This window comes from Kitasatospora sp. NBC_00039 (genome assembly GCF_045160625.1).
In the GTDB taxonomy this organism is placed as follows: domain Bacteria; phylum Actinomycetota; class Actinomycetes; order Streptomycetales; family Streptomycetaceae; genus Kitasatospora.
Window position 1 is genome coordinate 854145 of record NZ_CP108289.1, and the last position, 23617, is coordinate 877761.

23 protein-coding genes are annotated in these 23617 nt (G+C 74.3%); 9 read left to right on the forward strand and 14 right to left on the reverse strand.

From position 1 onward, the window contains the following. Nucleotides 1–344 precede the first annotated feature (344 nt). Both OG286_RS04205 and OG286_RS04210 read right to left on the reverse strand, forming a co-directional pair. Nucleotides 345–3062, reverse strand: a complete 2718-nt coding sequence (locus OG286_RS04205) for a M4 family metallopeptidase (protein WP_396322271.1) — start codon at nt 3060–3062, stop codon at nt 345–347. A gap of 404 nt (nt 3063–3466) precedes the next feature. After that, nucleotides 3467–3658, reverse strand: a complete 192-nt coding sequence (locus tag OG286_RS04210) for a hypothetical protein (RefSeq protein WP_148640780.1) — start codon at nt 3656–3658, stop codon at nt 3467–3469. Nucleotides 3659–4065: 407 nt separating this feature from the next. Between OG286_RS04210 and OG286_RS04215 the strand changes: the two genes are divergently transcribed. Then, nucleotides 4066–4425 carry a UBP-type zinc finger domain-containing protein gene (locus tag OG286_RS04215; protein WP_396322270.1) on the forward strand — a complete coding sequence of 120 codons (360 nt, stop codon included), beginning with the start codon at nt 4066–4068 and terminating at the stop codon, nt 4423–4425. A gap of 5 nt (nt 4426–4430) precedes the next feature. Here the strand turns inward: OG286_RS04215 and OG286_RS04220 are convergent, their stop codons facing one another. Together OG286_RS04220 and OG286_RS04225 are read right to left on the reverse strand one after the other, a co-directional pair. Then, complete coding sequence (locus OG286_RS04220; protein ID WP_396322269.1) at nt 4431–5399, reverse strand: DUF5996 family protein; 969 nt, start codon at nt 5397–5399, stop codon at nt 4431–4433. 181 nt (nt 5400–5580) lie between these two features. Further along, nucleotides 5581–6093, reverse strand: coding sequence for a MarR family winged helix-turn-helix transcriptional regulator (locus tag OG286_RS04225; protein WP_396322268.1), 513 nt, complete (start codon nt 6091–6093; stop codon nt 5581–5583). A 137-nt stretch (nt 6094–6230) separates the two neighbouring features. Here OG286_RS04225 and OG286_RS04230 point away from each other — a divergent pair, with 137 nt between their 5' ends. Then, entirely contained in the window at nt 6231–6641 is a 411-nt protein-coding gene (locus tag OG286_RS04230; RefSeq protein ID WP_396322267.1) for an organic hydroperoxide resistance protein, read from the forward strand. 66 nt (nt 6642–6707) lie between these two features. Here the strand turns inward: OG286_RS04230 and OG286_RS04235 are convergent, their stop codons facing one another. Then, nucleotides 6708–7046, reverse strand: a complete 339-nt coding sequence (locus OG286_RS04235; protein ID WP_396322266.1) for an SHOCT domain-containing protein — start codon at nt 7044–7046, stop codon at nt 6708–6710. Between the two features lie 178 nt (nt 7047–7224). Between OG286_RS04235 and OG286_RS04240 the strand changes: the two genes are divergently transcribed. After that, complete coding sequence (locus OG286_RS04240) at nt 7225–7596, forward strand: hypothetical protein (protein ID WP_396322265.1); 372 nt, start codon at nt 7225–7227, stop codon at nt 7594–7596. A 57-nt stretch (nt 7597–7653) separates the two neighbouring features. Here the strand turns inward: OG286_RS04240 and OG286_RS04245 are convergent, their stop codons facing one another. Together OG286_RS04245 and OG286_RS04250 are read right to left on the reverse strand one after the other, a co-directional pair. Beyond that, the gene (locus OG286_RS04245) at nt 7654–8304 is read right to left on the reverse strand and encodes a beta-glucanase (RefSeq protein ID WP_396322264.1); all 651 of its coding nucleotides are present in this window, start codon (nt 8302–8304) and stop codon (nt 7654–7656) included. A gap of 134 nt (nt 8305–8438) precedes the next feature. Further along, nucleotides 8439–9071 carry a CBS domain-containing protein gene (locus OG286_RS04250; protein ID WP_396322263.1) on the reverse strand — a complete coding sequence of 211 codons (633 nt, stop codon included), beginning with the start codon at nt 9069–9071 and terminating at the stop codon, nt 8439–8441. 343 nt (nt 9072–9414) lie between these two features. Here OG286_RS04250 and OG286_RS04255 point away from each other — a divergent pair, with 343 nt between their 5' ends. Beyond that, nucleotides 9415–11277 carry a hypothetical protein gene (locus tag OG286_RS04255; protein ID WP_405364740.1) on the forward strand — a complete coding sequence of 621 codons (1863 nt, stop codon included), beginning with the start codon at nt 9415–9417 and terminating at the stop codon, nt 11275–11277. A gap of 28 nt (nt 11278–11305) precedes the next feature. Here OG286_RS04255 and OG286_RS04260 read toward each other — a convergent pair whose 3' ends face one another. Beyond that, entirely contained in the window at nt 11306–12493 is a 1188-nt protein-coding gene (locus tag OG286_RS04260) for an FAD-dependent monooxygenase (RefSeq protein ID WP_405364742.1), read from the reverse strand. A gap of 177 nt (nt 12494–12670) precedes the next feature. On the opposite strand from OG286_RS04260, the gene OG286_RS04265 reads away from it, so the two are divergent. Further along, nucleotides 12671–13390, forward strand: coding sequence for a TetR/AcrR family transcriptional regulator C-terminal domain-containing protein (locus tag OG286_RS04265; protein WP_405364744.1), 720 nt, complete (start codon nt 12671–12673; stop codon nt 13388–13390). Between the two features lie 90 nt (nt 13391–13480). On the opposite strand, the gene OG286_RS04270 is transcribed toward OG286_RS04265, so the two are convergent. The 3 genes from OG286_RS04270 to OG286_RS04280 all read right to left on the reverse strand — a co-directional run bounded on the left by OG286_RS04270 (nt 13481) and on the right by OG286_RS04280 (nt 16955). Beyond that, nucleotides 13481–13990: a MarR family winged helix-turn-helix transcriptional regulator gene (locus OG286_RS04270; RefSeq protein ID WP_405363073.1), complete on the reverse strand. Its 510-nt coding sequence runs from the start codon at nt 13988–13990 to the stop codon at nt 13481–13483. 94 nt (nt 13991–14084) lie between these two features. Beyond that, nucleotides 14085–16202, reverse strand: coding sequence for an MMPL family transporter (locus tag OG286_RS04275; protein WP_405363071.1), 2118 nt, complete (start codon nt 16200–16202; stop codon nt 14085–14087). 177 nt (nt 16203–16379) lie between these two features. After that, on the reverse strand, nt 16380–16955 hold the full coding sequence (locus tag OG286_RS04280; protein WP_396322257.1) for a sigma factor-like helix-turn-helix DNA-binding protein: 576 nt from the start codon (nt 16953–16955) through the stop codon (nt 16380–16382). Between the two features lie 395 nt (nt 16956–17350). On the opposite strand from OG286_RS04280, the gene OG286_RS04285 reads away from it, so the two are divergent. Then, the gene (locus OG286_RS04285; RefSeq protein WP_405364746.1) at nt 17351–17551 is read left to right on the forward strand and encodes a hypothetical protein; all 201 of its coding nucleotides are present in this window, start codon (nt 17351–17353) and stop codon (nt 17549–17551) included. Between the two features lie 64 nt (nt 17552–17615). Here the strand turns inward: OG286_RS04285 and OG286_RS04290 are convergent, their stop codons facing one another. Both OG286_RS04290 and OG286_RS04295 read right to left on the reverse strand, forming a co-directional pair. Continuing rightward, nucleotides 17616–17984 (reverse strand): hypothetical protein, encoded by a 369-nt coding sequence (locus tag OG286_RS04290; protein ID WP_396322255.1) that lies wholly within the window; start codon nt 17982–17984, stop codon nt 17616–17618. Nucleotides 17985–18218: 234 nt separating this feature from the next. Beyond that, entirely contained in the window at nt 18219–18749 is a 531-nt protein-coding gene (locus tag OG286_RS04295; protein WP_405364748.1) for a hypothetical protein, read from the reverse strand. A 162-nt stretch (nt 18750–18911) separates the two neighbouring features. Between OG286_RS04295 and OG286_RS04300 the strand changes: the two genes are divergently transcribed. Beyond that, nucleotides 18912–19181: a GlsB/YeaQ/YmgE family stress response membrane protein gene (locus OG286_RS04300; protein ID WP_396322253.1), complete on the forward strand. Its 270-nt coding sequence runs from the start codon at nt 18912–18914 to the stop codon at nt 19179–19181. Nucleotides 19182–19223: 42 nt separating this feature from the next. On the opposite strand, the gene OG286_RS04305 is transcribed toward OG286_RS04300, so the two are convergent. After that, entirely contained in the window at nt 19224–21125 is a 1902-nt protein-coding gene (locus tag OG286_RS04305) for an amino acid transporter (RefSeq protein WP_396322252.1), read from the reverse strand. A gap of 370 nt (nt 21126–21495) precedes the next feature. On the opposite strand from OG286_RS04305, the gene OG286_RS04310 reads away from it, so the two are divergent. Together OG286_RS04310 and OG286_RS04315 are read left to right on the forward strand one after the other, a co-directional pair. After that, nucleotides 21496–22236 carry a polyprenol monophosphomannose synthase gene (locus OG286_RS04310; protein WP_405363067.1) on the forward strand — a complete coding sequence of 247 codons (741 nt, stop codon included), beginning with the start codon at nt 21496–21498 and terminating at the stop codon, nt 22234–22236. Between the two features lie 92 nt (nt 22237–22328). Next, the gene (locus tag OG286_RS04315; RefSeq protein WP_396322250.1) at nt 22329–23609 is read left to right on the forward strand and encodes an aromatic acid exporter family protein; all 1281 of its coding nucleotides are present in this window, start codon (nt 22329–22331) and stop codon (nt 23607–23609) included. The last annotated feature ends 8 nt before the right edge of the window (nt 23610–23617 follow it).

Here is a 23617-nt window from a genome sequence, read left to right on the forward strand (position 1 = left end):
GCACTGGCCGGAGGGCTGCTGCTGACGGCACTCCTGTGGTGGGCGGGGGCGAGCGCGCAGGCGTTGCACCTGCTGGCGGCCGGCGGCGCGATCGGCGGCCGGAGCCCCGTCCGAGCGTGACCACGGGCCTGCCCGGAGAGCCGCCGAAGAGGTGCGGGGCTGACCGGTCGGCCGGTTCGGGGCCCGGGACGCTCACATGACGGACACCGTGGCGGGCGGGTTCGCGGCGGCACCGGGGTGCGCGCATCGCACAGCAGCGGTCGGCCGGTCGGCCTGACGGACGAACCGACGGCCGGCCGACCGCCGAAGGGTTCGGCGGCCGGCCGGCCGTGGAGCAGGAGGGGTCAGCAGCCGCCGGCCGGACGGTCGCGGACCACCAGGTCGGTGCGGCCGGGGGTGGCGTCCAGCCAGATCACCCGGGTGCCCTGGTCGGCCGAGGCCTGGTACTGGCCGCCCCGGTTGCAGGAGAGCCGCTGGGGCGTGCCGCCGGTGACCGGGATCTGCCAGAGCTTGGGCAGCGCGGCGTTGGACCAGCCGGTGCTCGGCTTGCTGCTCGGGGACTCGTAGGTGACGGCCCGGTCCGAGGCGGTGATGGTGGCGCTCGGCGCGGCGTACGGCGCGTTGCCGGGCAGCACATCGGTCACCCCGGATCCGTCCGGAGCCCCGGACCGGATCGCCGTGTGCTTGGTCGGGTCACCGGGCGTCTCCACCCAGAGCAGCCGTCCTCCCGCGAGCACGGTGGAGGCGATGCGCGCCTTCCCGTCCTGCGGCAGGTACTGGGCGGTGACCTTGCCGGCGGCGATCGAGTAGACGGTCGGCGCGTAGACGCGGTCCTCCCCGGCCGTCCAGTACTCGGTCCAGCCGAGGGTGCCGTCCTTGAGGGTGAGGCCCATCGGCGCGTGACCGTCGGGCAGCGGGAGTTCCACCCCCGGGGCGCCGTTGTGGGAGAGGTGGACCCGGGACCGTCCGTCGGAGTCGGACACCATGAAGGCGATGTCGTTGCCGGAGATCCGGACCTCGCTGGGCTGCTGGGTCGCGGAGCGGAACAGGCTGCGGATCTCGCCGCCGGACAGCGAGCGGGTCAGCACCTCGGCCCCCCACCGGTGCTCGGAGTCGAGTCCTTGGACCTGCCACGCGGCGGACTTGCCGTCGGTGGCGGCCGCGATGTGGTAGCGGCCGTCGTCCGGGCTGAGCCGGGTGGGGGCACCGCCGCCGGTGACGGAGCCGGTGTACAGGGCGGGCACGGTCTTGCCCAGCGGATCGCTGTTGGACATCACCCAGCGGCCGTTGGCGGCGGCCGGCGCGGCGAGCATGCTGTTCACCTCGGGCAGCACGGTGCGGCTGTCCAGGCCGATCCGGGACTGCCAGCCGGCCCGGATCCCGTGCCCGTCGAACGCCTTCGCCACCGAACGGAGCTGGGCCGGGCTGAGGTCGAGCGCACGCCCGGCGGCGAGCACGGCGTTGCGCCCGTCCACGAAGTCGTCGAGCGGGGTGAGGTAGTCGGCGAGCGCACGGTAGACGAGCCGGTCGGCGGTGAGCGGGTCGAGGGTGCGCCGGATGTCCCACAACGCGCCGGAGAAGATCGTCGAGTTGAGGTGCACCCCGCCGCCGTCGAGCCCGCGCCCCGCACCGACGTAGTCGTCCACGGTGGTGCGGCGGTCGTCCAACCGGCGGTCCGCGCAGGCCTCCGGGGTACCGGTGCGGCACTTGCTCTCGCCGAGCAGCGCGGCCTTCGGGTCGTTCATCTGCAGGCCGCGGGCGGTCACCTCGATGGCGTTCCCGAAGTAGTCGGCCAGCGCCTCGTCCATCGCGCCGGACTGGCCCGCGTAGATCAGGTTGGCGGTGTTCTGGACGACACCGTGGGTCATCTCGTGCCCGGCGATGTCGAGCGCGACGGAGAACGGCTGGTACTTGGTGGCGTCGGCGGCGCCGTACACCATCTTCTTCCCGTCCCAGTAGGCGTTCGGGAACGGATCGCCGCCGGCCGTCACGTTGACCACCGAGGTGATCGGGCCGCCCTTTCCGTCCAGACCGTCCCGGCCGAGGCGGTCGTGGTAGAAGTCGTACACCGTGGCGGCGTTGAGGTGGGCGTCGGTGGCGCCGCTGGTGCCGCTGGCCGCCGGGAAGTCCGGGGTCGGGGAGTGGGCCGGGAGGGCGTCGGCGGGGATGGCGCCCCGGAAGTCCTCGGCGTCCCGCCCGGCCGCGTCGTAGGTGGTGATGGTGGCGGGCCGGGTGAGGTCGGTCAGCTGGTAACTCCCGTCCGGGAGGCGGCCGATGTTCACCTTGACGGAGCGCCCGAACGCGTCCGGGGCGGTGCCGGTGGCAGGTTCGACGGCGGCCGCCGCGGCGCGCGTCGTCGTGTTGCCCCCGACGTCGTACGGGGCGTGGGCGTCGAAGGCCAGGGCGATCGCTCCGGCGGTGGCGTCCACGAAGACCTCGCGGACCAGCCGCCCGCCGGTGGCCGGGTCGGCGCCGCGCAGGGTGAAGTGCTGGGCCAGCCGGCCGGCGCCGCCGGGCAGGATCACCAGTCCGGCGTCCTCGGCGGTGGCCGCGGCGCGGGCGCGCGGGTCCGTGAGCGAGCCGAGCGCGAGGTCGCGCAGCGTCGCGGCCGGGACGGCCGGGGTGGTCGGCGCGGTGAGGCCGGTGAAGTACTTGCCGCCGGCCGACTCGACCTTCTGCCCGGCACCGTCGCCGGTGAGGTGGACCAGGTACTGCGCGCCGAGCACCGGCACACCGCCGTGGTGCTGCTGGAACCTGACGGTACGTCGGCCGTCGGCGCTGCGCTCGGTACCGGCTTCGGCCAGCTCACCGGGATCGATCCGGTAGCGGTCCGGGTGGGCCGCGAGATGGGCCCGGGCGGCGTCGGCCGGGCTGCCGGAGGCCGGCTCGGCCAGGCCTGTGACCAGCTGCGGGGCGGCGGTGCCCTGGCCGGCCACCAGGCCGGGGACGGGATCGGGGTCCGTGGCCGGTCCGGCCAGCGCGGGTGGCGCGGCCAGGGCCAGGCTCAGGGCGGCGGTTATGCCGACGCCGAACACCCTGGGCGTGCGGGAACGGTGGTGCACTGCGCTCCTCTCGTGGAACACGGATCTGTGCCGGCGACACGCAGGCATCTGATGAACGGTCACTTCGCGGCCGGTCCGCCCGACCTGCCGGACCAGCACGCCGTGGCAGCGGTCACGGAGGTCGGCGAGCAGGGGCGTCGGCGGGCACGGGGCCGCTGGACGCCCGTAGCTGACGGGCCGCCACATGAGGACCATAAGTCATCAGACAAGATATGTCGACTACCTGCATATGCAGACCCGCGGCACCCGCGGAAGGTGACGCCGATCGCCCCCACGCGCTCCACCGGCGACGGGCCCCGGACATGCAGAAGGCCCCGCTTCGCTGCGGGGCCTTCTGGCGGTGCCGGCTCTTCGCGCGGGCGCCGGCGTTCGGGGGGGTGGCCGGCATTCCCGCAGATGGCGGGTCAGGGGAGCAGGCGCTCCACCGCTGCGGCTCCGTACTTGGCGAGGTCCTGCCGGGCCTTCTCGATCAGCGCGGGAGTGGGCTCGCGCCCCGAGGCGCGCACCATGTCCTCGGGGTCGACGGGGTGCTCGGCCCCCGTGTGGAGCAGGTGGTCCGGCGTGGGCATGGAGTCGCTGTCACTGATCCTGGACATGAAGTACCTCCGGGAGAGGAGTGCGGGCCTGCCGCCGGACGGGCGACAAGCTCTTCCCTAGAGTGTGGACCCATATCGCCCGTACCGGACACTTCGAACCGCCTCCGGTGCCAACGCGCCGGACTTCGGAGTGCCGGACACGGTGCGCCTCGCCGCCCCGGAGGGACCGCCCCGGCCGCTCGACGCGGCGCACTCCCGCCCCGACGGCGATGCTCGGGGCACTGCGTCCGAACGGGTCCGCCGGCCGGCCCCTCCCGCCGTTACGATGCAAGTACGGCCCGGTACACCCGGCGCCGGACCGTCGTGGGGCCGGAGTGCAGGAGTGCCCGGGACCGCCGGAGTGCCCGCGAGCGCCGCAGCACCCGAGCCCGCGCCCGCGCCCGCGCCCGACCAGGGAGGCATGCGACATGAGCGATGACGACATCCCGGGCATCGACCCCACTGCACGGCCGAGCGGGGACGGATGCGTGGAGTGCCTGACGGATGACGGACCGGGGTGGTGGCTGCACCTGCGGCGCTGCACCGCGTGCGGCCACATCGGCTGCTGCGACTCCTCGCCCTCCCAGCACGCCACGAAGCACGCCCGGGCGGCGGGGCACCCCTTCCTGGCGAGCTTCGAACCCGGCGAGGCGTGGTTCTGGAACGTCGAGACCGGGCAGTACTACGAGGGCCCGCAGCTGGCCCCGCCCGCCGCACACCCGCTCTCCCAGCCGACGCCGGGACCGCGCGGCAAGGTGCCCGCCGACTGGCAGCTCCACCTGCACTGACCGCCTCAGAGCGACGGACCCCGCAGGTGCTGGTCCGTGATGCCGCCGGGGCAGGCGAGGCCGTCGGCGTCCCAGCCGGCACGCGTGGCCCCGGCCTGGTAGGCGCTCTCGTAGAAGGCCAGCACGGCCGACACCGGGTCGGCCTCGGAACGCGCCGCGTCGTAGGGCAGGACGGCCAGGTGGCCGCCGTTGCGCGCGAGCCACCGCGCGGAGGCCGGCGTGAGCGGCTCCTCGGCGAGCCCGGCCGGCTCGGGGGCCGTGTACGAGTAGAAGGCCGGCTCGCCCAGGTCGGCGTCGCCGAACCAGAACCCGAAGCTGATCAGCTCACGCGAGTACGCCTCCCGGGTGACCGGGTCCGCCTGCGGGGGCTGCTGGACGATCCGCCCGGAGAACCGCGTGTGGGCGATGTCCAGGCTGTGCCAGAAATGGTGCACCGGGCTGGCCTTGCCGGAGAACCGGGCCGCGAACTCCTCCAGCACCAGTGCCACCTGGCCGAGGACCCGCCAGTACCGGTTGGCCCAGTCGGGATCGTACGACGCGTGCTCGACGTCCTCGGCGAACGGCCGGGCGGCGTCGGGCAGGGCGTACGGGCGGGGGATCCGGATCTCGACCTGGACGCCCAGGGCCGCCAGGGCGTCCAGGGTCGCGCGGTGGAACGAGGCCACGGACTGGCCGGCCAGCGGGAAGGAGACCGTCCGGCCGTCCACCGTGGCGACGACCAGCCGGTGCTCGACGAAGTCGAAGTCGATCGTGAAGATCGGACCGGAGACCGCGCCGGCGGCCGGAATGCCGTCGATCCGGCCCATCGGGCGAGTGGTCATCCCTCGCCCGGTGAGGTGGAACGGCACGTTCCACCAGTGGTTGCGCCGCACACTCGCCGCGAGCCGGATCTTCCCGACGATCTGAGCGAAGCGGTGCAGCGTCTCCTTGGTGTCCTGCCACCCTGCGAGCGGCATCGGCGGGAACAGCTCCATCGCAGGCCCTTCTGATCCATCCGGCGAGGTCCGCTCAGGGAGCGGGCCCCGAGCATGCCGCCAAGCCGATCACAACTCACCGCCGCTCCCCCGCCAACACGCCCTGAGCCGTCGCCGCAGGTCCGCCGGCGCCAGCCGGGGTCCGCCGCCGTTTCCGCAGGTCCGCCGTCGTCCGCCGACGTCAGGCGCCGTCGCCGCCCGCGAGGACGGCCGAGTCGAGCGCGCCCGTGACCCGGTCCAGCAGGGAGCGCAGGGCGGCCAGGTCCTCGACCGGGAGGCTGGTCGCGGCGAGGAGCCGGCGCGGCACCTGGCCCGCCCGCTCACGCAGGACCAACCCCGCGTCGGTGAGGCTGACGTTCACCGACCGCTCGTCCTCGGGGCTGCGCTCGCGGCGGACCAGGCCCGCCGCCTCCAACCGCTTGAGCAGCGGGGAGAGGGTGCCGGAGTCCAGTCGCAGGCGCTCGCCGATCCGCTTCACGGGCAGGTCGCCGTGCTCCCAGAGCACGAGCATGACCAGGTACTGGGGGTAGGTGAGGCCGAGGTCCTTGAGCAGCACCCGGTAGACGCCGCCGAAGGCGCGCGAGGCGGCGTTCAGCGAGAAGCAGATCTGCTGGTCGAGGCGGAGCAGCTCCTCGTCGCGGAGCAGGTACGCGTCGGTCGAGTCGGAGCGATCGGTCTCGGGGAGCTTGGCCATGAACCCCATCGTACCGGCCACATGCGCGATTCAGTTGTGCGCAATTGAATTGCGTGCTCTACTTGAACCCGCAAGGCGGTCAACCCGGCCGCCGAGGACAGAAGCACGACCGACGCAGGACGGAAGGGAACGGACCCATGGACGCGCTCTACACCGCAGTGGCCACCGCGAACGGCCGGGAGGGCCGCACCGTCAGCTCCGACGGACAGCTGGACCTCGCCCTGGCGATGCCGCCCGCTCTCGGCGGCAGCGGACAGGGCACCAACCCGGAGCAGCTGTTCGCCGCCGGCTACGCGGCCTGCTTCGCGAGCGCCCTGAGCCTGGTCGGCCGGCAGGCGCGGGTCGACACCGGCGAGATCTCGGTCACCGCCGAGGTCTCCATCGGCAAGGACGGCGCCGGCTTCGGCCTCGCGGTGGTCCTGCGCGTCGAGCTGCCGGATGCCCTCGCCGGCGAGAGCGGCGAGCTGCTCGTCAAGCAGGCGCACGAGGTCTGCCCGTACTCCCGGGCCACCCGTGGCAACATCCCGGTCGAGCTGGTCGTCGAGTAACAGCACCTGACACAGACCGGAGGGCCGCCGCGCGAACCCAAGTCGACGCGGCGGCCCTCCGCCCGTTCACCCTCCGCCGCCCGTGCCGGGCCCCGGCCCCTCGGCGGCGCGCAACGTGTCCAGCCGGTGGCGGTACTCCGGCGCATCGATCTCCCCGCGGGCGAACCGCTCGGCGAGCAACTGCTCCGCCGTCGGCGGCTCCGCCCGCCCGGGCGGCACCGCTGCCGCCCCACCCGGCCCCCACGCGCCGGGCGGCACCGTCCGCGGCGTCCGCGACAGATGGCGGACGAGCGCGACGACGGCCAGCACCAGCACCGCCACGACCAGCAGCATCACGATCGCCATCAGCCCCAGGCCCCAGCCGCCGAGGGCGTGTCCGTGCCCGTGTCCGTACCAGTGCCTCATGACGACCTCCTCTTCCGGCCCGCCCGGGCCCGCCGAGGTGTCCGGCGCCCCGTCCACCGCGGCACCCCACCCACCATCGTGCGCCCGCAAGCGACCGGGCGGACGTGAGGCTGTCTGAGAATGCCCGGAAAAGCTCTCCCGCCCCGCCGGTCAGGGCCAGCGGGTAGCGTTGCGACCCATGGACCACCATCCGCCGGCGGACGACCGCGAGCGGCTCGTCGCGGCCGGGGTGCTGCGCCGCTACGAGGACGGTCGCCCGCACCCGGCCCTCGGCCGCTCGCCGATCGCCTACGTCTCGACCCGCCTCTGGGACGAGCTCACCGCCCTCGCCATCGCCCCGTCCGCGGCGACCGCGACCGCCCACGCGCTCCTGCGCGCCATCGCCGACGACGCGCATGACGCCGCCCTCACGCCCGGCAACGAGCAGGCCCCACGCGACGATCTCTACGTGACGCACCCCGCGTTCATCGGTCCGCACCGCCGGGTGGTCTGGTTCCAGCGCTCCGGCCCGCGCGGCCTGATCACCGCGACGTTCCCGCCGGCCGCCTGAGGCCGGGCGGCCCTGCCGCGGGCGCCGGCCTCGGCGCTCGACCCGCAGGCGACGGCCTCAGCGCTCGACCCGCAGGCTGTGGCAGACCCAGCTGAGCCGGTCCGGCCCGTCGGCCGGCGGGCGGTCGTGGTAGGTGCCGTCCGCCACCGACATGTTGACGATCAGGTACGCGTGCCAGTCCGGCCCGACCCCGCGGCGGTCCGCATGCACCAGGGTGCCGTCGACGAACCAGTCGACCGAGTACGCCCCGAGCACGGTCCTCAGGTCGAAGGTCGCGCCCGGGGCTATGCCGGCGGCGCCGCCGTGCCAGTACCGGAAGCCGCCACGGACGTGGTTGGAGATCTCCAGCAGGTCCGGGTGGTCGGGGTGGTACTCGAAGGCGTCCACCTCGTTGCCGCCGTCCCGCCAGGTCCAGATGGCCGGCCAGGCACCCAGCTCGACCGGGAGCGTGACCCGCGCATCCATCACGTCGCCGGTGCGGACCTGGAAGCCCTCCGCGCTTCCCTCGGTGGTGAGCAGGCTGCACGTCCACAGCTCGCCGCCGTGCCGCCGGGTGGCGGTGAACACCCCGCCCGGGCAGTAGGCGCGGCCGAGGAAGTCGAGCTTGTGATCGCCCCGGTTGGTCGGCCCCATCCGGGGATAGGCGCTGCTGCGGCCCGCCGTCCACTGCCTGGTCGAAGTGAAGTCCGCATCGAACACGACTGCCACGGCCGCCTCCCCGGTGCCCCTGCGCACCGGCGGCCCGATGCCGGCCGGTACACAGAGTGACTTACCCGATACGCTCCGCAGTATGCGAAGCGGATCCTCCGGGTCCGCGACCGGCGACCGGCGGCCGGCCGCCGTCAGCCGACCGGGGCCGGCGCCGCGCCGCTGCTGCCCAGCCGGTCGGTGACCGAGACGACACCGTCCACCGAACGGCACAGGTTCAGCACGATCGGGACGAGGTGCGGCTCCGGGACGGTGCCGCTGAGCACCACCCGGCCCTGGTCCACCTCCACGCCCACCTCGGCGGGGCTGACACCCTCGATCCGGCCGAGCACCTCCTCGACGATCTCCCGCCGGATCACCCGGTCCTCGCGCAGGAAGACCCGCAGCAGATCGCCCCGGCTGACCATGCCGAACACCCGGCCTTCCGCATCCAGCACCGGCAGGCGCTTCACCCCGTGCCGGCGCATCTGCCGCGCCGCCGCGACCACGCTGGTGCCCGGCGTGGTGCAGACCGCCGGGCCGGTCATCAGGTCGGCGGCGGTGACGGCGCCGCCCGGCCCGGTCCGGGGCAGTTCGGGGGCCGGCAGGAGACTGCCCGGGTCCTCCTGCGCGGCCAGGGTGAGCAGGAGGTCCGCCTCCGAGACGATGCCCAGCGGCCGCCCCTGCGCGTCCACCACCGGCACACCGGTGATGTCGTACTCGGCCAGCAGCGCGACGATCTCCCGGAAGCCGGTCTCGGGCGCGACCCGGACCACAGGGCTGGTCATCACAGATTCGACGGTGGCATGCCGCACGCCGGTTCACCTCGTCCGCGAAGGATGTCGGCCGGACGACCGTCGTCCGGCCGGGTACGCCTGGAGCATCGCCCCTGCCCAGGCACACCGCCAGAGGCCAACGGGCTGAAAATCGGGGACCAACGGCCCTGCCCGCCCAACACCCCCCTCACGGCCCGCGCGCCGGCCCCGCCACCGCCCGCACCGCGAAGACCCGCCCCGGACGGCGCAACCATCACATGATCGACTCGTTGGACCGTCCACCACGACCACGCACGGCTCCGGGGAGGACGCGTTGGCAGGACGGACAGCCGGACCATCGCCGCAAGGCGCCTCCGTGCGCCCGGTGGCACAGGCCGAGGCGGCTCTGGTACGCCACTACCGCCGGCTGGTGCGGCTGGCGTACCTGGCCCTGCCCGCCGACCGGGACCGCCACAGCCGCGTCCTCGCCGCGCACGCGGCCGTCCAGTGCGCCCTGCCCTCCCGCTGGCGCCGCCCCGCCGGCCCGGGCGCCCCGGCCGGCCCGGACGAGGACCCGGTGTACGCCGCGCTCCGACTGCGGGTGCTCCGCGCCGCCCTGCGGCCGCGGCCCGTGGACCGGCTGCTCGCGCCACGGGTCAGGGGGGTGCGGCTGTTCACCCCGGGCGGCGGGGAGGAGGACGCGGCGCTGGACCGGGAGCTGGCCGGTCTGGACGCGTCCGCGCGGGCGGCGTTCGCGCTGCTGGCGGTCGAGGGCCTGACGCCCGGGGAGGCCGCCGAGGTGCTGCGAGCGGCCGGGGCCGCCGAGCCGGACCGGGCCGTCGACCGGGCCGCCGAACTCCCCTCCGCCGCGCCGGAACTGCCCGCCTTCGACCCCTGCGCCGTCCGTGTCCAGCCCACCGACCTGCTGCGCCGCCGCCGCACCGTGGGCGCCTCGCTCGCGGCGGCCGCGCTGGCGCTCACCACCACGGCCGCCGTGCTGTCCGGATCCTCCGGCGGCGGCCCGGCCGCCGCCCACCCGCTCCCCGCGCCGCCGGCCGGGGCGGCGCCCGACCCGGCCCGGCTGGTCCGGGTCGCGCCGGACCAGTGGCAGCACACCGCACGGCTCGACTTCTCCGCGTGGCCCGCCCGTGGCGACCGCCGCGACGACACCACCCTGCTCGGCCAGGCGCTCACCGCCTGGGCACAGGCCGCCCGGCCCGGCCCGCAGACCAGGGCCGAGCCGGGCACGGACACCGCCCCGCCCACCGGGACGCCGCACCTGCTGTTCGCCGGCACGGTCGACGGCACGGCCGTGGTGGTGCTGTACGACGGCGGGCGGCTGGCCCGCTACAGCGACGGGCGCGGCGGCGGGCTCGACCTCGCCCGGGCCGACGGCTCCTCCGTCACCACCGCGGGCGCGGTGGTGCTGCGCCGCCAGGGCACCTCCGCCCGCTACCTGCTCGCACCCTGGATCGACGCGGCCGAAACCCGGCGGATCGACCAGCCGGACGCTCCCGCCAAGCCGCTGGACCGCGCGGACGGGGTGACGGCCGTGGCCCCGGGCGCCCCGGCGGCCATGAGCTCCCCCGGGCCGCTCGCGGACTGCCGGGGCGCCGCCGTGCTCCAGCTGTACTCCTCCCCCGTGATCGCCGAGAAGCACGCCTTCCTGCTGGCCGACCTCGGCGGGCTCGTCCCCGCCCATCTCAGCTACACCCCGCCGCCGGACCGCACCCAGCCGGACCGCGAGCCCCGCGAGGCGGTCACTCCGGAGGCGCTCCAGGCCTGGGCGCACGGCGGCTGCGCGGTGCCGGACGGCACGCCGGGGGTCAAGCAGCTGGACCTCTGGGCGTTCGCGGTGCAGCAGCTGCCGCAGAACGCGGGCGCGGCGTCCTGGGTCTGTCTGCGGGCCGACCGGTGGAACGGCGAAGGCAGCGCCGCGACCGCCGTCCTGCTGCCGGGGGCGCGCAGCCCGCAGCGCACCGGGGGCGGGCCCGGGCGGGCGTGCAGCCGGTTCGAGCAGGACACCGTCGGCTGGACGTGGTGGCGCTCCCCGCAGGGCACCGAGTTCCTGCTGGCGGCGGGCAGCCGCCGGGTCGCCCGGATCACCGCCAAGGGCCCCGACTGGACGGCCGACCGGCCCGCGCCCGACCACACCCTCGCCGTCGAACGGCCCGCCCGGGCCACCGTCTCGGTGGAGGCCGTGCTGGACGGCGGCACCCGGATCACGCCCATGAGATGAACCCGCCGGACGGCGGGGGCCGCACCGGTCAGTGTGCCGCCGACTCGGCTTCGTAGTCGGGCAGTTCGATGGTGCTGCCGACCTTCCTGCCCAGCTCCAGCATCCGGTTGAGGATCCACCGCCGCCCCAGCAGCCCGTTTCGCACCCGCAGTCCGGCCGCCGTCCCCGGGGCGAGGAACGGGCCGGTGCGGTCGCCGCCCTTCTGGCAGCCCTCGGCGTAGCCGCGGACGGTGTTCTCGTACCGGGCGAAGGCGGCGCGGTGGTCACCGCGGGCGCGGGCGAGTTCGCCGGCCAGGACGTACGCGGCGACTACGGCGGTGCCGGTGCCCATGCCGCCGATGGTGGCGCCGCAGGCGGCGTCGCCGACCAGGGCGGTCCGGCCGGTGGACCAGACGGGCACGTCCGCCCGGCTGATCGAGTCGAAGTACAGCTCCGGGGCCTCGCGCAGGCTCTCCAGCAGCCGGGGCACCTCCCAGCCGAGGCCGGCGAAGGCGTCCCTGACCAGCTTCTTCTGCTGTTCGATGTCGTGCCGGTCGTAGGCGAGTTCGGGCGAGGCGAAGAGGAAGAAGGCGCCGGCCCTGCCCGGGTCACGGTGGTCCGCGCCGACGGAGGCGAGCCGGCCCGGCACATTGAGGCCGACCGAACCGGGCGCGAGGCCCAGGTCGTTGGGAAGCTGCCAGGTGGCGGCGTAGTAGCCGAGGTGGCGGACGTAGCGCCGCTCGGGCCCGAGGGCCAGCCGGCGGACGTTGGAGTGCAGCCCGTCGGCGCCGATCACCAGGTCGAACGCGCGCGGCGCGCCGTGCCGGAACTCCACCCGGACGCCGGTGGGCGTCTCCTCCAGCGCGGTGATCGAGTCGCCGAAGACGTACTCGGTGGCGGGCAGGCTGTGCCGGTACAGCACCTGGGCCAGCTCGCCGCGCGGCACCTCGACGTCACCTCCGGCGAAGTCGGCCGGCAGGTGGAGCAGTTGACGGCCGCGGCGGTCGACGAAGCTCATCGGGCTGCCGCCGGTGCCCATCCGGCGAAGCTCGTCCAGCACGCCCATCCGTTCCAGCACCGTCAGGTGGGTCTCGCCGCGGAAGTCGACGGCCTGGCCGCCGCCGCGCAGGGCGGGGGCCAGCTCGACGACGGTCGGTTCGAAGCCGTACCGCCCCAGCCAGTGGGCCAGCGCGGGCCCGGCGATGCTCGCCCCCGAGATGAGGACCTTCGTGCCCATGAGAAACCGCTCCATCCGATGAGATCGCCGCAGCCCGCCGCAAGCCGGCGGGGCGCGGCGAGGTCCGTCGCCCTCCAGAAACTGTGTCTGTCGGACACTGATTGCTGCTGTGTACGGTAGACACAGTGGGGCCGGTTCGGCAAGGAGCCGGCGCCGGAGGCAGGACGGGAGCGGGAATTGAGCACTGGATCCGGCAGCGGGGCGGCCGACACGGCCCGACTTCTCTGGGGCCCCCACCCGAAACCGACCCGGGGGCCCAAGCCGGCGCTCACCCTGGAGCGGATCGCCTGGGCCGGCATCGAGATCGCGGACGCGGAGGGGCTCGGCGCCGTCTCGATGCAGCGGGTGGCCGGACTGCTCGACTACACGAAGATGTCGCTCTACCGGTACGTGCCGGGCAAGGCGGAGCTGGTCGCGCTGATGGTCGAGGAGGCGGTCGGCGAACCCGCCCCGGCCACCGGCGCGCCCGACTGGCGCGAGCAACTCCGCGACTGGTCCGCGCAGTTGACCGATGTCTTCGGCGCCCACCCCTGGCTGCTGGACGCCCCCGTCGGCCCCCGGGTGATGGGCCCGAGGGAACTCGCCTGGCTGGAGCGGGTGGTGGCCGCGCTGGACGGAAACGGGCTGACCGGGCCCGAGCGGATGGACGCCGCCGTCCTGCTGGCCGGCCACGTCCGCGGCATCGCCGAGCAGGCCCGGGCCGCCGGGCCGGGCGGCGGACCCGAGTCGCAGATGCTGGCCGTCCTCGGCGGGTTGGTCCAGGAGCACGCCGACCGCTTCCCCGCGCTCGCGGTGGCGATGACGGCGCAGGACGGCCACGACCAGGCCCTGGCGTTCGGCCTGGAGCGCATCCTGGACGGCCTGGACGCGCTGATCACCCGTCGGCTCGGCCGATAGAGCTCGCGGGAGGCACGGTCAGCGCAGGTGGCGCGGTCTGTGCAGGTGCCGCTGCCGGCGCATGTGCCCCGGCCGGGGCGGGCGCCGCGGTCAGCGCGTGTACCGCAGCTCCTCCAGCTCGCCGGTGAGCCGGCCGAGGAAGCGGGCCACCGCGGCCAGCTCCGCCGCCGTGAACTCCCCGCGCACCACCTCCGTGCGCCGCGCGACCGGCGCGAACCACTCGGCGGCCATCAGCCCGGCGCCCGGCAGGTAGTGCACCAGCACCTGCCGGCGGTCGGCGGCGTCCCGGGTGCGCCGGATGTGCCCGGCGCGCTCCAGCCGGTCCAGCACCGCGGTGACGGCGCCCGAGGTGAGGGCCAGCTCCTCGCGCAGCCGGCCGGGTGTGATCCCGCCGGGGCCGCCGTCCTGCCCGGGCGCCGCCCGCATGACGGCCAGCAGCGCCTGGACGTCGGTGGCATGCAGGCCGCTCGCGGCGGCGAAGCCGTGGCCGAGCAGGTGCAGCTCGGAGGCGAGGTCCTGGAGGAGCCGCCCGAGAGCCGGCGCGTCGGCCGCTACCGGCATCGTCGGGGGCGTGCTCGGCTCCTGCTCCGACAAGATCATCCGCTCCGGGTCGTGTACGGCGTGCTGACCCGTTCAGCCTAACGGGCGGCGCTCACCCGCGGCGCGCGCCGACGGCACCCGCCGACGGGCGCCGTCAGACCCGCTCGCCGACCTGCTCCGGCACCGCCGGACGAGCCGTCACCCGGCCCGGCCGGGCGGGCCACCAGACCCCCTCCCCGAGGTCGCGGACCAGCGCGGGCACCAGCAGCGACCGCACCAGCAGTGTGTCCAGCAGCACTCCGAAGGCCACGATGAAGGCGATCTGGGCAAGGAACGCGAGCGGGATCACGCCGAGCGCGGCGAAGGTCGCGGCGAGCACCACCCCGGCCGAGGTGATCACCCCGCCGGTCGCGGTCAGCCCGCGCAGCACCCCCTCCCGGGTGCCGACCCGCTGCGCCTCCTCGCGCACCCGGGTCATCAGGAAGATGTTGTAGTCCACGCCCAGCGCCACCAGGAACACGAACCCGTACAGCGGCACCGAGGGGTCGGTGGCGGTGAAGCCGAAGACGTGCGGGAAGACCAGCGCGCTGACGCCGAGTGTGGCCAGGTAGGAGAGCGCGACGGTGGCGGCCAGCAGGACGGGTGCCAGCAGCGAGCGCAGCAGCAGGACGAGCACGGCGAGGATGCAGAGCAGCACCACCGGCATGATGAACGAGCGGTCGTGCTCCGCCGTGACCCGGGTGTCGTACTGCTGCGCGGTGTACCCGCCGACCAGCGCGTCCGCGCCCGGCACCGCGTGCACCGCCTGCCGCAGGCGGCGAACGGTGGCGATGGCCTCGTCACTGTCGGCCGGGTCGGCGAGCGTCACGTCCAGCCGGACCCGCCCGTCCACCACCTTGGGAACGCCTCCCGGCGCCCCACCCGTGTACGGCCGGACGCCGGCCGCCCCGGGGACGGCGGCCGCGGCGGCCACCGCCTCGGCCTGCCCGGCCTCGGCGAGGACGACGGCCGGGTTGCCCGAGCCGCCCGCGAAGTGCGCCGACAGCAGCCGCTGGCCGGCCGCCGAGGGCTGGGCCTTGACGAACAGCTCGCTCTGCGGCACGCCGCCGGAGTCCAGGGTGGGCGCGAACGCGGCCAGGGCGGCGAGCACCGCCAGGCTCGCCGCCCAGGTGGCGCGCGGCCGGCGGCCGACCAGCGCGGCCACCCGCTCCCAGACGGCGTGTACCGGAGCCCGTCCGTCGGCGGCCGGCCGGGCCGGCCAGTAGGCGGCGCGGCCGAGCAGAGCGAGGGCGGCGGGCAGAAAGGTGAGCGCGGAGAGGACCGCACAGCCGATCCCGACCGCGCCGACCGGCCCGAGCGCCCGGTTGTTGGTCAGGTCGGAGAGCAGCAGGACGAGCAGCCCGAGGGCGACGGTCGCGCCGGAGGCGGCGATCGGCTCGACCGACCGCCGCCAGGAGGTGCGCATCGCGGCGAACCGGTCGCCGTGCAGGTGCAGCTCCTCCCGGAAGCGGGCGGAGAGCAGCAGCCCGTAGTCGGTGGCCGCACCGATCACCAGGATCGAGAGCAGGCCCTGCACCTGGCCGTCCACCCGGACCAGGCCGCGGCCGGCGAGCAGGTAGACCAGGGCGCAGGCGATCCCGAGGGCGAAGACCGCGCCGAGGATGACCAGCAGGGGCAGCAGGACGGCCCGGTAGACCGCGAGCAGGATCAGCAGCACCACACCGAGGGCGACGCCGAGCAGCAGTCCGTCGATGCCGGCGAAGGCGCTGCCGAGGTCGGCCGCGACCGCGGCCGGGCCGGCCAGGCCGACGGTGGTGTCCGGCACCCGGGCTGCGAGTTCGCGCACGGCGCGGACGCTGTCGCCGGTCTGCCGCCCGAGGTCGGCACGGAGCTGGACGACGCCCTGCAGGGCTCGGCCGTCCCCAGCGGGCACGGCGGGCGACACCCGCCCGGTGGCGCCGGGGACGCGGGCGGCTGCGGCCAGGGCGCGCTCGGCGGCGGCGCGCTGCGCGTCGCCGACGGCCCCGGTGCGGCCCTCCCAGACCACGATCACCGGCAGCGTGGCGGCGGTCTGGAACTCCTGCCCGAGCCGGGCCACCTCGGTGGACTCCGCGCTGCGCGGCAGGAAGGCGGCCCGGTCGTTGGTGGCGACCTCGGAGAGCCTGCCCGCGTACGAGCCGAACGCCCCGCCGAGGCCCAGCCAGACGATCAGCAGGGCGAGCGGGATCAGCAGCCGGGCTCGGCGCCGGGCGGTGGGGCTGCCGGTGAGCATCGTGAAGCGCCCTTCGTGCCGGGGCCGGTGACGGTCGGTCGCATCATATATCTCAATGATCGAGAGACTTGACCGGTCGAGAGACCCGACCTGCCGCGAGGCCCTCCGGTCGGGGTGTCATGCCCGGCCGGACGGCCCTGCCCGGCCGCGAGGCCTGACCGCGCGCGCCGGGCACGGTCAGCCCGGCAGGGCGCCCAGCCGCCGTTCGAGTTCGGCCCGCTCGACCTCGTTGGCGGTCAGCCGGATCGCCTCCCGGCACGCGTCCGCGGCCTCGCCGTAGCGGCCCGCCCGGCGCAGCAGGTCGGCCCGGGCGGCGTGCAGGGGCTGGTAGCGGGCCAGCCGGGGGTCGTCGAGCAGCGGGGCGAGCAGGGTGAGGCCGGCCTTCGGGCGGGTGGCGCGGGCGACGGCCACCGCGCGGTTCACCTCGACCACCGGGGACGGGTCCAGCCGACCGAGCACCCGGTAGGGGATGCCGGCCTGGGCGATCTTTCGCTTGGCGCGGACCAGCCGCTGGGCCACGGTGGTCTCGCCGACCAGGAAGGCCCGGACGATCTCGCCGGTGTTCAGGCCTCCGAGGGTCTTCAGGGTGAGCGCGACCCGGGCCGGCAGGGCCAGTGCCGGGTGGCAGCAGGTGAAGGTCAGCCGCAGCCGGTCGCCCTCGGGCGCCCCGGGTCGTCCGGCTCGGCGGGGTGCTCCTGGGCGTCGAGACGGGCGAGGGGGGCGAGCCGGGCGGGCACGGTCGGCGACGGCCAATCCGCGCCGGAGCCAGTCGATCGCCTTGCGCCGGGCGGCGACGGTGATCCAGGCGCCCTGGAGGGCGTCCTCGCATCCGCGGCCTCATCCTGTACGACGCGGCTCCTCCGCCGGATTCGACACGTCAGGAGGAATTCCCTCCGGCCGGGACGGCGGGCCGCCGACGGCCCGACGTAATCACTGGTCTCGTGAGCCGGGCGGCCCTACGGTGGGTTGCCATGAGAAGGCGTTGGGGGATCGTCCTGGCTCTGGCCGCCGGTGCTGTGGTGTTCGCGAGTGGAGGGTACGTCGTGGGGGCGCAGGTGCACAGTCCGTCCGAGCCGTCGTGCTCGGGGCCGCGGCGCACGGCGGCGGACCTCATGGACGAGTGGTCGAAGCTGGGCACGGAGGACACCGTGCGCACAATCAAGACACGGGCGGCAGCCATCGTCGTCAAGGAGAACCCGGGCTGCTTCGCCCCCTCGGCGCGGGCCCAGGCTGCTGCCGCCTGGGAACAGCTGGGCCAGAGCGGCAACTCGGTCCCCATGCAGCTCGGCGCGGGTGTGGCCGTCTGTGCGGCCACCGGCACATCCGTGTGCACGACCTCACCGCGTTGACCCGGAGGCTTCCAGCAAGGCAGCAGCCAGGACCTCCGGGTCCGCGGGGAGCAGCGGCGGAGCGTCAGGAGACGCGCTTCAGCTGCCAGGAGTTCTTGCTGAAGCTGGGCACCGCGGAGTAGTTGCAGCTGGAGCTGTAGAAGTCACTGACCTGCACCCAGCCCGCCGGCGGCCAGGTGGAGGCGCAGGCGTTGACCACGGTACCCACCGGGTAGCCGGTGAGCTGCATGATCTTCTTGGAGTTGGGGCTGAAGGTGCCCGCCCCGCAGCCGGCGCTGTTCCACCACTGCACGTCGACGAACCCGCTCGGGGTGAGCACGGACCCGCAGACGTTGGTGGTGTCCCCCGGCGCGGCGTGCGCGGTGGACATCGTCAGGGTCAGCGCAGCAGCGGTACAGCCCAGGGTCAGGGCGGCAGCCCGAAGACGGATCACGGCTCTCGGCTCCTCTCGTCGACGCGGCGTGTCCGCGTCCATGACATCCTGACGTGACGCCGCGTTGACGCACAGCGACTTTCCGGCCCGTTCCGGCGATCACCCGGCGCGAATCCGCTCCCCACGCGCGCGGCCCGGGCACCCCGGGCGGGCGGGGTGCGCGGGCCGGGGCCTGCCGGGGCGTCAGACGGTGATGGGCCTGGTGTCGAGGCGGATGTGGTCGACGGCCCAGTATCAGTTGTTGCCGGCGTCGTACATCCGGAACTTCAGGGTCACCGTGCGGGCGCCGGCGGGGACGGCGAACTGCTTGGTGACGAAGGTGACCTGGACGTCCTTGCCGGCGTTGTCGTTTCCGGTCGCGTCGCTGCCGTAGGCGAGCAGGCGGGTCTCGGTGCCGTCGTCGAAGACGGCGGTGACCGTCGCCTTCTGCGGGGCCTCCTGGCGGTAGTGGGAGTCGAAGGCGAGGTGCAGGGTGCCCGTGCCGGCCGGGATCGGGACGGCGGGCGAGACGAGGGTGGAGTCGAAGACGCCCTTGCGGCCGGCTTGCCGGGCTTCGCCGGCGCGGCCAGCGCCTCGCGCACGCTGAGCGGGAGGGCGGACAGCGCGGCGGCCGCCGCCGCACCACCGAGGATCGTGCGGCGCGACAGTTCGGGCATCGGACTCATCGGGGGGTTGCTCCTTGTCACGGGCGCCGGGCGGGGGCTGGTTTCGGCCCGGACCCGTTATGTCTACGTGCCCCAGATGGACGGTGCCGGAGTGCCGCATGTCGGCTCGGTGACGACCCGTCGACCCCAAGCTGTCCAGACAACTTGACGCAGATTGCGGGCGTGCGGACACCGGGCACGCGGACGCCACGCACCGCTCCGACGTGCCGGGCCCGGCGATCCGGGCGATCATGTGACGACGCGCCTCGAAAGGTGGAATGCGATGTTCCAGCTCCTGTGGATTCTGCTCATCGGCTTCGTGCTGGGCGTGATCGCCAAGCTGATCCTGCGCGGCCCGCAGGCGATCCCGTGGTGGCTGACGATGCTGCTCGGCGCCGCCGGTGCCTTGCTCGGCAACGCGGTGGCCGGCTGGGTCGGCGTCCGCCACACCTCCGGCATCGACTGGATCCGCCACCTCCTCCAGCTCGTCTTCGCCATCGGCCTGATCGCCCTCGTCGCCCCCGCCTGGAGCAGGTCCCGCCCCAGCAGGTGACGGCCCCGGGCCCGGGCGGGCCGCCCGGGAGCGGCCGAGGACTCAGCCGACGTGGACGCGGGGGCGGCGGTGCCGGTCCGGCTCGGCCTCCCGGAGCACCTCGCGGGTGACCGGGGCGACCTCGCCGTGGCCGAACAGGAAGAACCGCAGGAACTGCGCGAACGGATTGCCCTCCGTCCACTCGAAGTAGATGTGCGGCTGCTGCCCCGTCCGGTCGCGGACCGTCAGCAGCAGCGCCGCCAGCGCGTTCGACACGCTGGAGCTCTCCAGCGAGAGAACCCGGTAGCGGTCGTGCAGCACCTCGCCGTGGACGCGCAGCACGGCCTCGAACTCCGAGGGGTCGCGTACGGTGACCTCCACGAAGACCAGGTCGTCCTCGGCCGGGATGTCGTTGTCCGCCCGGATCTGCCGCTTCTTCTCCTGGTACTCCACGAGGTCGCGGTTGTTGGGCTCGTTGGCGATCAGCCGCAGCGGCCGGTGGGTGTAGTCGCGGACGAAACGTTCCGCCGCCTCGTCCAGGACGACGTCGGTGACCCGCAGTTCGAAGGCGCGCTTGAGCCGGGAGAGCAGCGACAGCAGCATGATGCCGGCGATGAAGCAGGCGCCGATCTTGACGCCGTCCGGCCGCTCGGCGATGTTCACCGCCGTGGTGTAGAGGAAGACCGCCGCGATCACCGCGAAGCCGATCGTCCAGTTCCGTTCCCTCGCCTTGTGGGCGGCGATGGTGACGGCGATGGCGGCGGAGCTGATCAGCACCAGCACACCGGTGGCGTACGCGCCGCCTTGGGCGTCCACGCTGGCGTCGAAGAGCCACGTCACCAGGAAGCCGATGGCGGTCAGCACCAGGACGGTCGGGCGCACCGCGCGGGCCCAGTCCGGAGCCATGCCGTAGCGGGGCAGGTAGCGGGGCATCAGGTTGAGCAGCCCGGCCATCGCGGAGGCGCCGGCGAACCAGAGGATGAGGATGGTGGAGAGGTCGTAGATGCTGCCGAAGGTGTTGCCGAGGTACTCGTGGGCCAGGTAGGCGAGGGCGCGTCCGTTGGCCGCGCCGCCGGGCTGGAAGGCGGGCTTGGGGATGAGCAGCGTGGTGATGAAGCTGGTGGTGATCAGGAAGACGCTCATGATCAGCGCCGCCGTGGTCAGCAGCTTGCGGGCGCCGCGGATCCGGCCGGTCGGTTTCTCCTCGGTGTCGTCGGGGTCGCCCTCGATGTGCGGCATCACGGCGACGCCGGTCTCGAAGCCGGACAGGCCGAGCGCCAGCTTGGGGAACGTGATCAGCGCGACGCCGATCATCGCGATCGCGTTGCCGTGCTCGGCGGTCAGCGCGTCCTTCCAGTCGGTGACCAGGTGCGGGGCCCGGAGGACCTCCCAGAGACCGGTGATGACGACGACCACGTTCAGGCTCAGGTAGACCGCGACCAGCACCACCGCCAGGCCGATCGCCTCACTGAACCCCTTCAGGAAGACGCCACCGAGCAGGGCGACCAGGATCAGCGTGATCAGCACCTGCCGGCCGCTCAGCGCGCTGTGCAGGTGCGGGTTCTCCACCAGGTGCGCGGTGGCGTCGGCGGCGGACAGGGTGATGGTGATCATGAAGTCGGTCGCGGCGAAGCCCAGCAGCGTCAGGACGAAGAGCTTGCCCTTCCAGAACGACAGCAGCCGCTCCAGCATCGCGATCGAGCCCTCGCCGTGCGGGGACTCCTGCGCCACCCGCCGGTACACCGGCAGCGCACCGAACAGCGTGACCAGCACCAGCACGATGGTCGCCACCGGCGACAGCAGGCCGGCCGCCAGCGCGGCGATCCCGGGCTGGTAGCCGAGCGTGGAGAAGTAGTCCAGGCCGGTCAGGCACATCACCCGCCACCAGCGCTGGCCCTTGTGCTCGACGGGGGCCTGGGCGTGGGGGCCCGGGTGCTGTGTCGCCGTTTCGGCGCCTTGGAGCATCCACGCGCGAATTCGCTGTCGTACCGACGGGGCGGGCCCCCGAGCGGCCCCCGGATCGGCCGAAGCTGACGAGCCCACGTACTCCCCTGTCCACGACGCCGGCCGCCCACCCTCGTGCGGCTCCCGACCACTGGCCGCCGGACGGACGGCCCGGTCAGGCTATGTGACCTGGTCACCGGTACCCGGGAACGCGGCGGGCGTGCCCCCGCGCGTCGCCCGCTCGGCGCCCCTGGGCCTACCACCGGGCACCCGCGGTGGAACCCGCCCATCCCCACGCGGCTAGACTCGCCCGACCGACATGAACAACTGTCCGGCCGGGTGCAGGCGCCGACGGCGCGCCACGGGCCGGGGATCGCGCGAGGGATAGAACATGGTCGAGGCCTCCCCCAAGGTCGTTGTCGTCGTACCCACGTACAACGAGCGGGAGAACCTCCCGGTCCTCGCCGGGCTGCTCGCGGACCTCGAGCTGCCCGGCCTGAACCTGCTGGTGGTCGACGACAACTCCCCCGACGGCACCGGGGACGTCGCGGACAAGCTCGCGGCGGACTCCCCCGGCACGGTCGGCGTGCTGCACCGCACCGAGAAGGACGGCCTCGGGCGGGCGTACATCGCGGGCATGACCCGGGCCCTGGAGGAGGGCGCGGACGTGGTGATCCAGATGGACGCCGACCTCTCGCACCCCGCGTCGGTGCTCCCGGTGATGGTGGAGACACTGCTGGCCGACGACACCGCCGTCGTGATCGGCTCCCGCTACGTGCCCGGCGGCTCGACCGCCGAGGAGTGGCCGTGGCACCGCAAGGCCCTGTCGGCCTGGGCGAACTTCTACGTCAACACGATCCTCAGCCTCGGGGTCCGGGACGCCACCGCCGGTTTCAAGGCCTGGCGGGCGGAGACCCTGCGGGCGATCGACCTGCCCTCGGTGAACAGCAACGGGTACTCGTTCCAGGTCGAGCTGAACTACCGCGTCGTCAAGCGCGGGCTGACCGTCCGGGAGGTGCCGATCCGCTTCGAGGAGCGGATCAAGGGCGCGTCGAAGATGAGCCTCGGGGTGCAGGTCGAGTCGGCGATGGCGCCGTGGAAGCTGCTCCGCGACCAGCGCAAGCAGCCGTAGCACCACCCCCGGCCGCACCGGCGGGCGGCTCTTTCGGGTAGCGGTCCGGCGGTTCGGCGGTGGAGGCCGCGTCACGGGGGAAGAAGGGCGGCATGGCCCTACTACCGGAGTCCTTCGCGACCGCACTGCGCCGCGGCACCCGAGAACCCTTCGTCGTCCAGACGATCCGGGCGACGGTGGCCGCCACCCTGTCGTACGCGGTGGCCACCCAGTTGAGCAGTGAGCCGGCCCCGCTGACCGCGCCGCTGACGGCGCTGCTGGTGGTCCAGGTCACCGTCTACTCGACGCTGACCACCAGCATCCGCCGGGTCAACTCGGTGGTCGTCGGGGTGCTGATCGCGATCGGGTTCAGCTCGGTGGTCGGGCTCTCCTGGTGGAGCCTCGGGCTGATCATCCTGGCCTCGCTGACGATCGGCCGGTTCGTCCGGGTGGACGAGTTCGTCCAGGAGGTGGCGATCAGCGCGATGCTCATCCTGGGCGTCTCGCAGGTGACCTCGCAGGCCTGGGACCGGGTGCTGGAGACGCTGATCGGCGCCGTCGTCGGGCTGCTGTTCAACCTGGTGTTCGCGCCGCCGGTCTGGGTGGACACGGCCGGCGAGTCGATCGAGGACCTCGCCCGGCGCGCCCGTCACCTGCTGAACGGCATCGCCGAGGAGCTCGGCCGGCCCACTCCGGTCGAGCGCGCGGCCGAGCGCCTGCACGAGGCCCGGCGGCTGGACCAGGCCATCGCCGACGTGGACGGGGCACTGCGGCAGGCCGAGGACAGCCTGCGGCTCAACCCGCGGATCAGCGAGGGCCTGCTCTCCCGGCTGGTGCTGCGCACGGGGCTGGACACGCTGGAGATCTGCGTGGTGGTGATCCGGGTGCTGGCCCGCTCGCTGACCGACCTGGCCAAGCGGCGCGCACCGGGCGAGCGGCTCCTCCCGGCCGAGGTCGCGGTGGCGCTGGAGGAGCTGCTGGCGCACGTCGGCGGGGCCCTGGTGAGCTTCGCGGTGCTGGTCACCACCCAGGTGAGCAGCAACGCCGAGGAGGCCGAACGGCGGCTCACCTCAGAGCTGGCCGCCGCCTGGGCCAGCCGCGAGAACGTCGCCCAGCTGCTGCTGCGGCAGGTGCAGGAGCACCCGGAGGCGTGGCAGCTGCACGGCGCGCTGCTGGCCGAGGTGGACCGGATCCTGGACGAGCTGGACCTCGAACACCGCAGCCGGCGGCTGATGGAGGAGCTGGACCGGGCCTCGGTGGCGAACCGGGAGCGGTTCTCCCGGTTCGCGTGGCTGCGCCGGCTCGCCCGCGGCGAGCGGCTGCGCTCCGGACGGCTGCGGCCCGCCCGGCTGGCCCGGCTCTGGCGCGGCAACCGGGCGGGCGAGCGGGCCTAGGTGTTCTG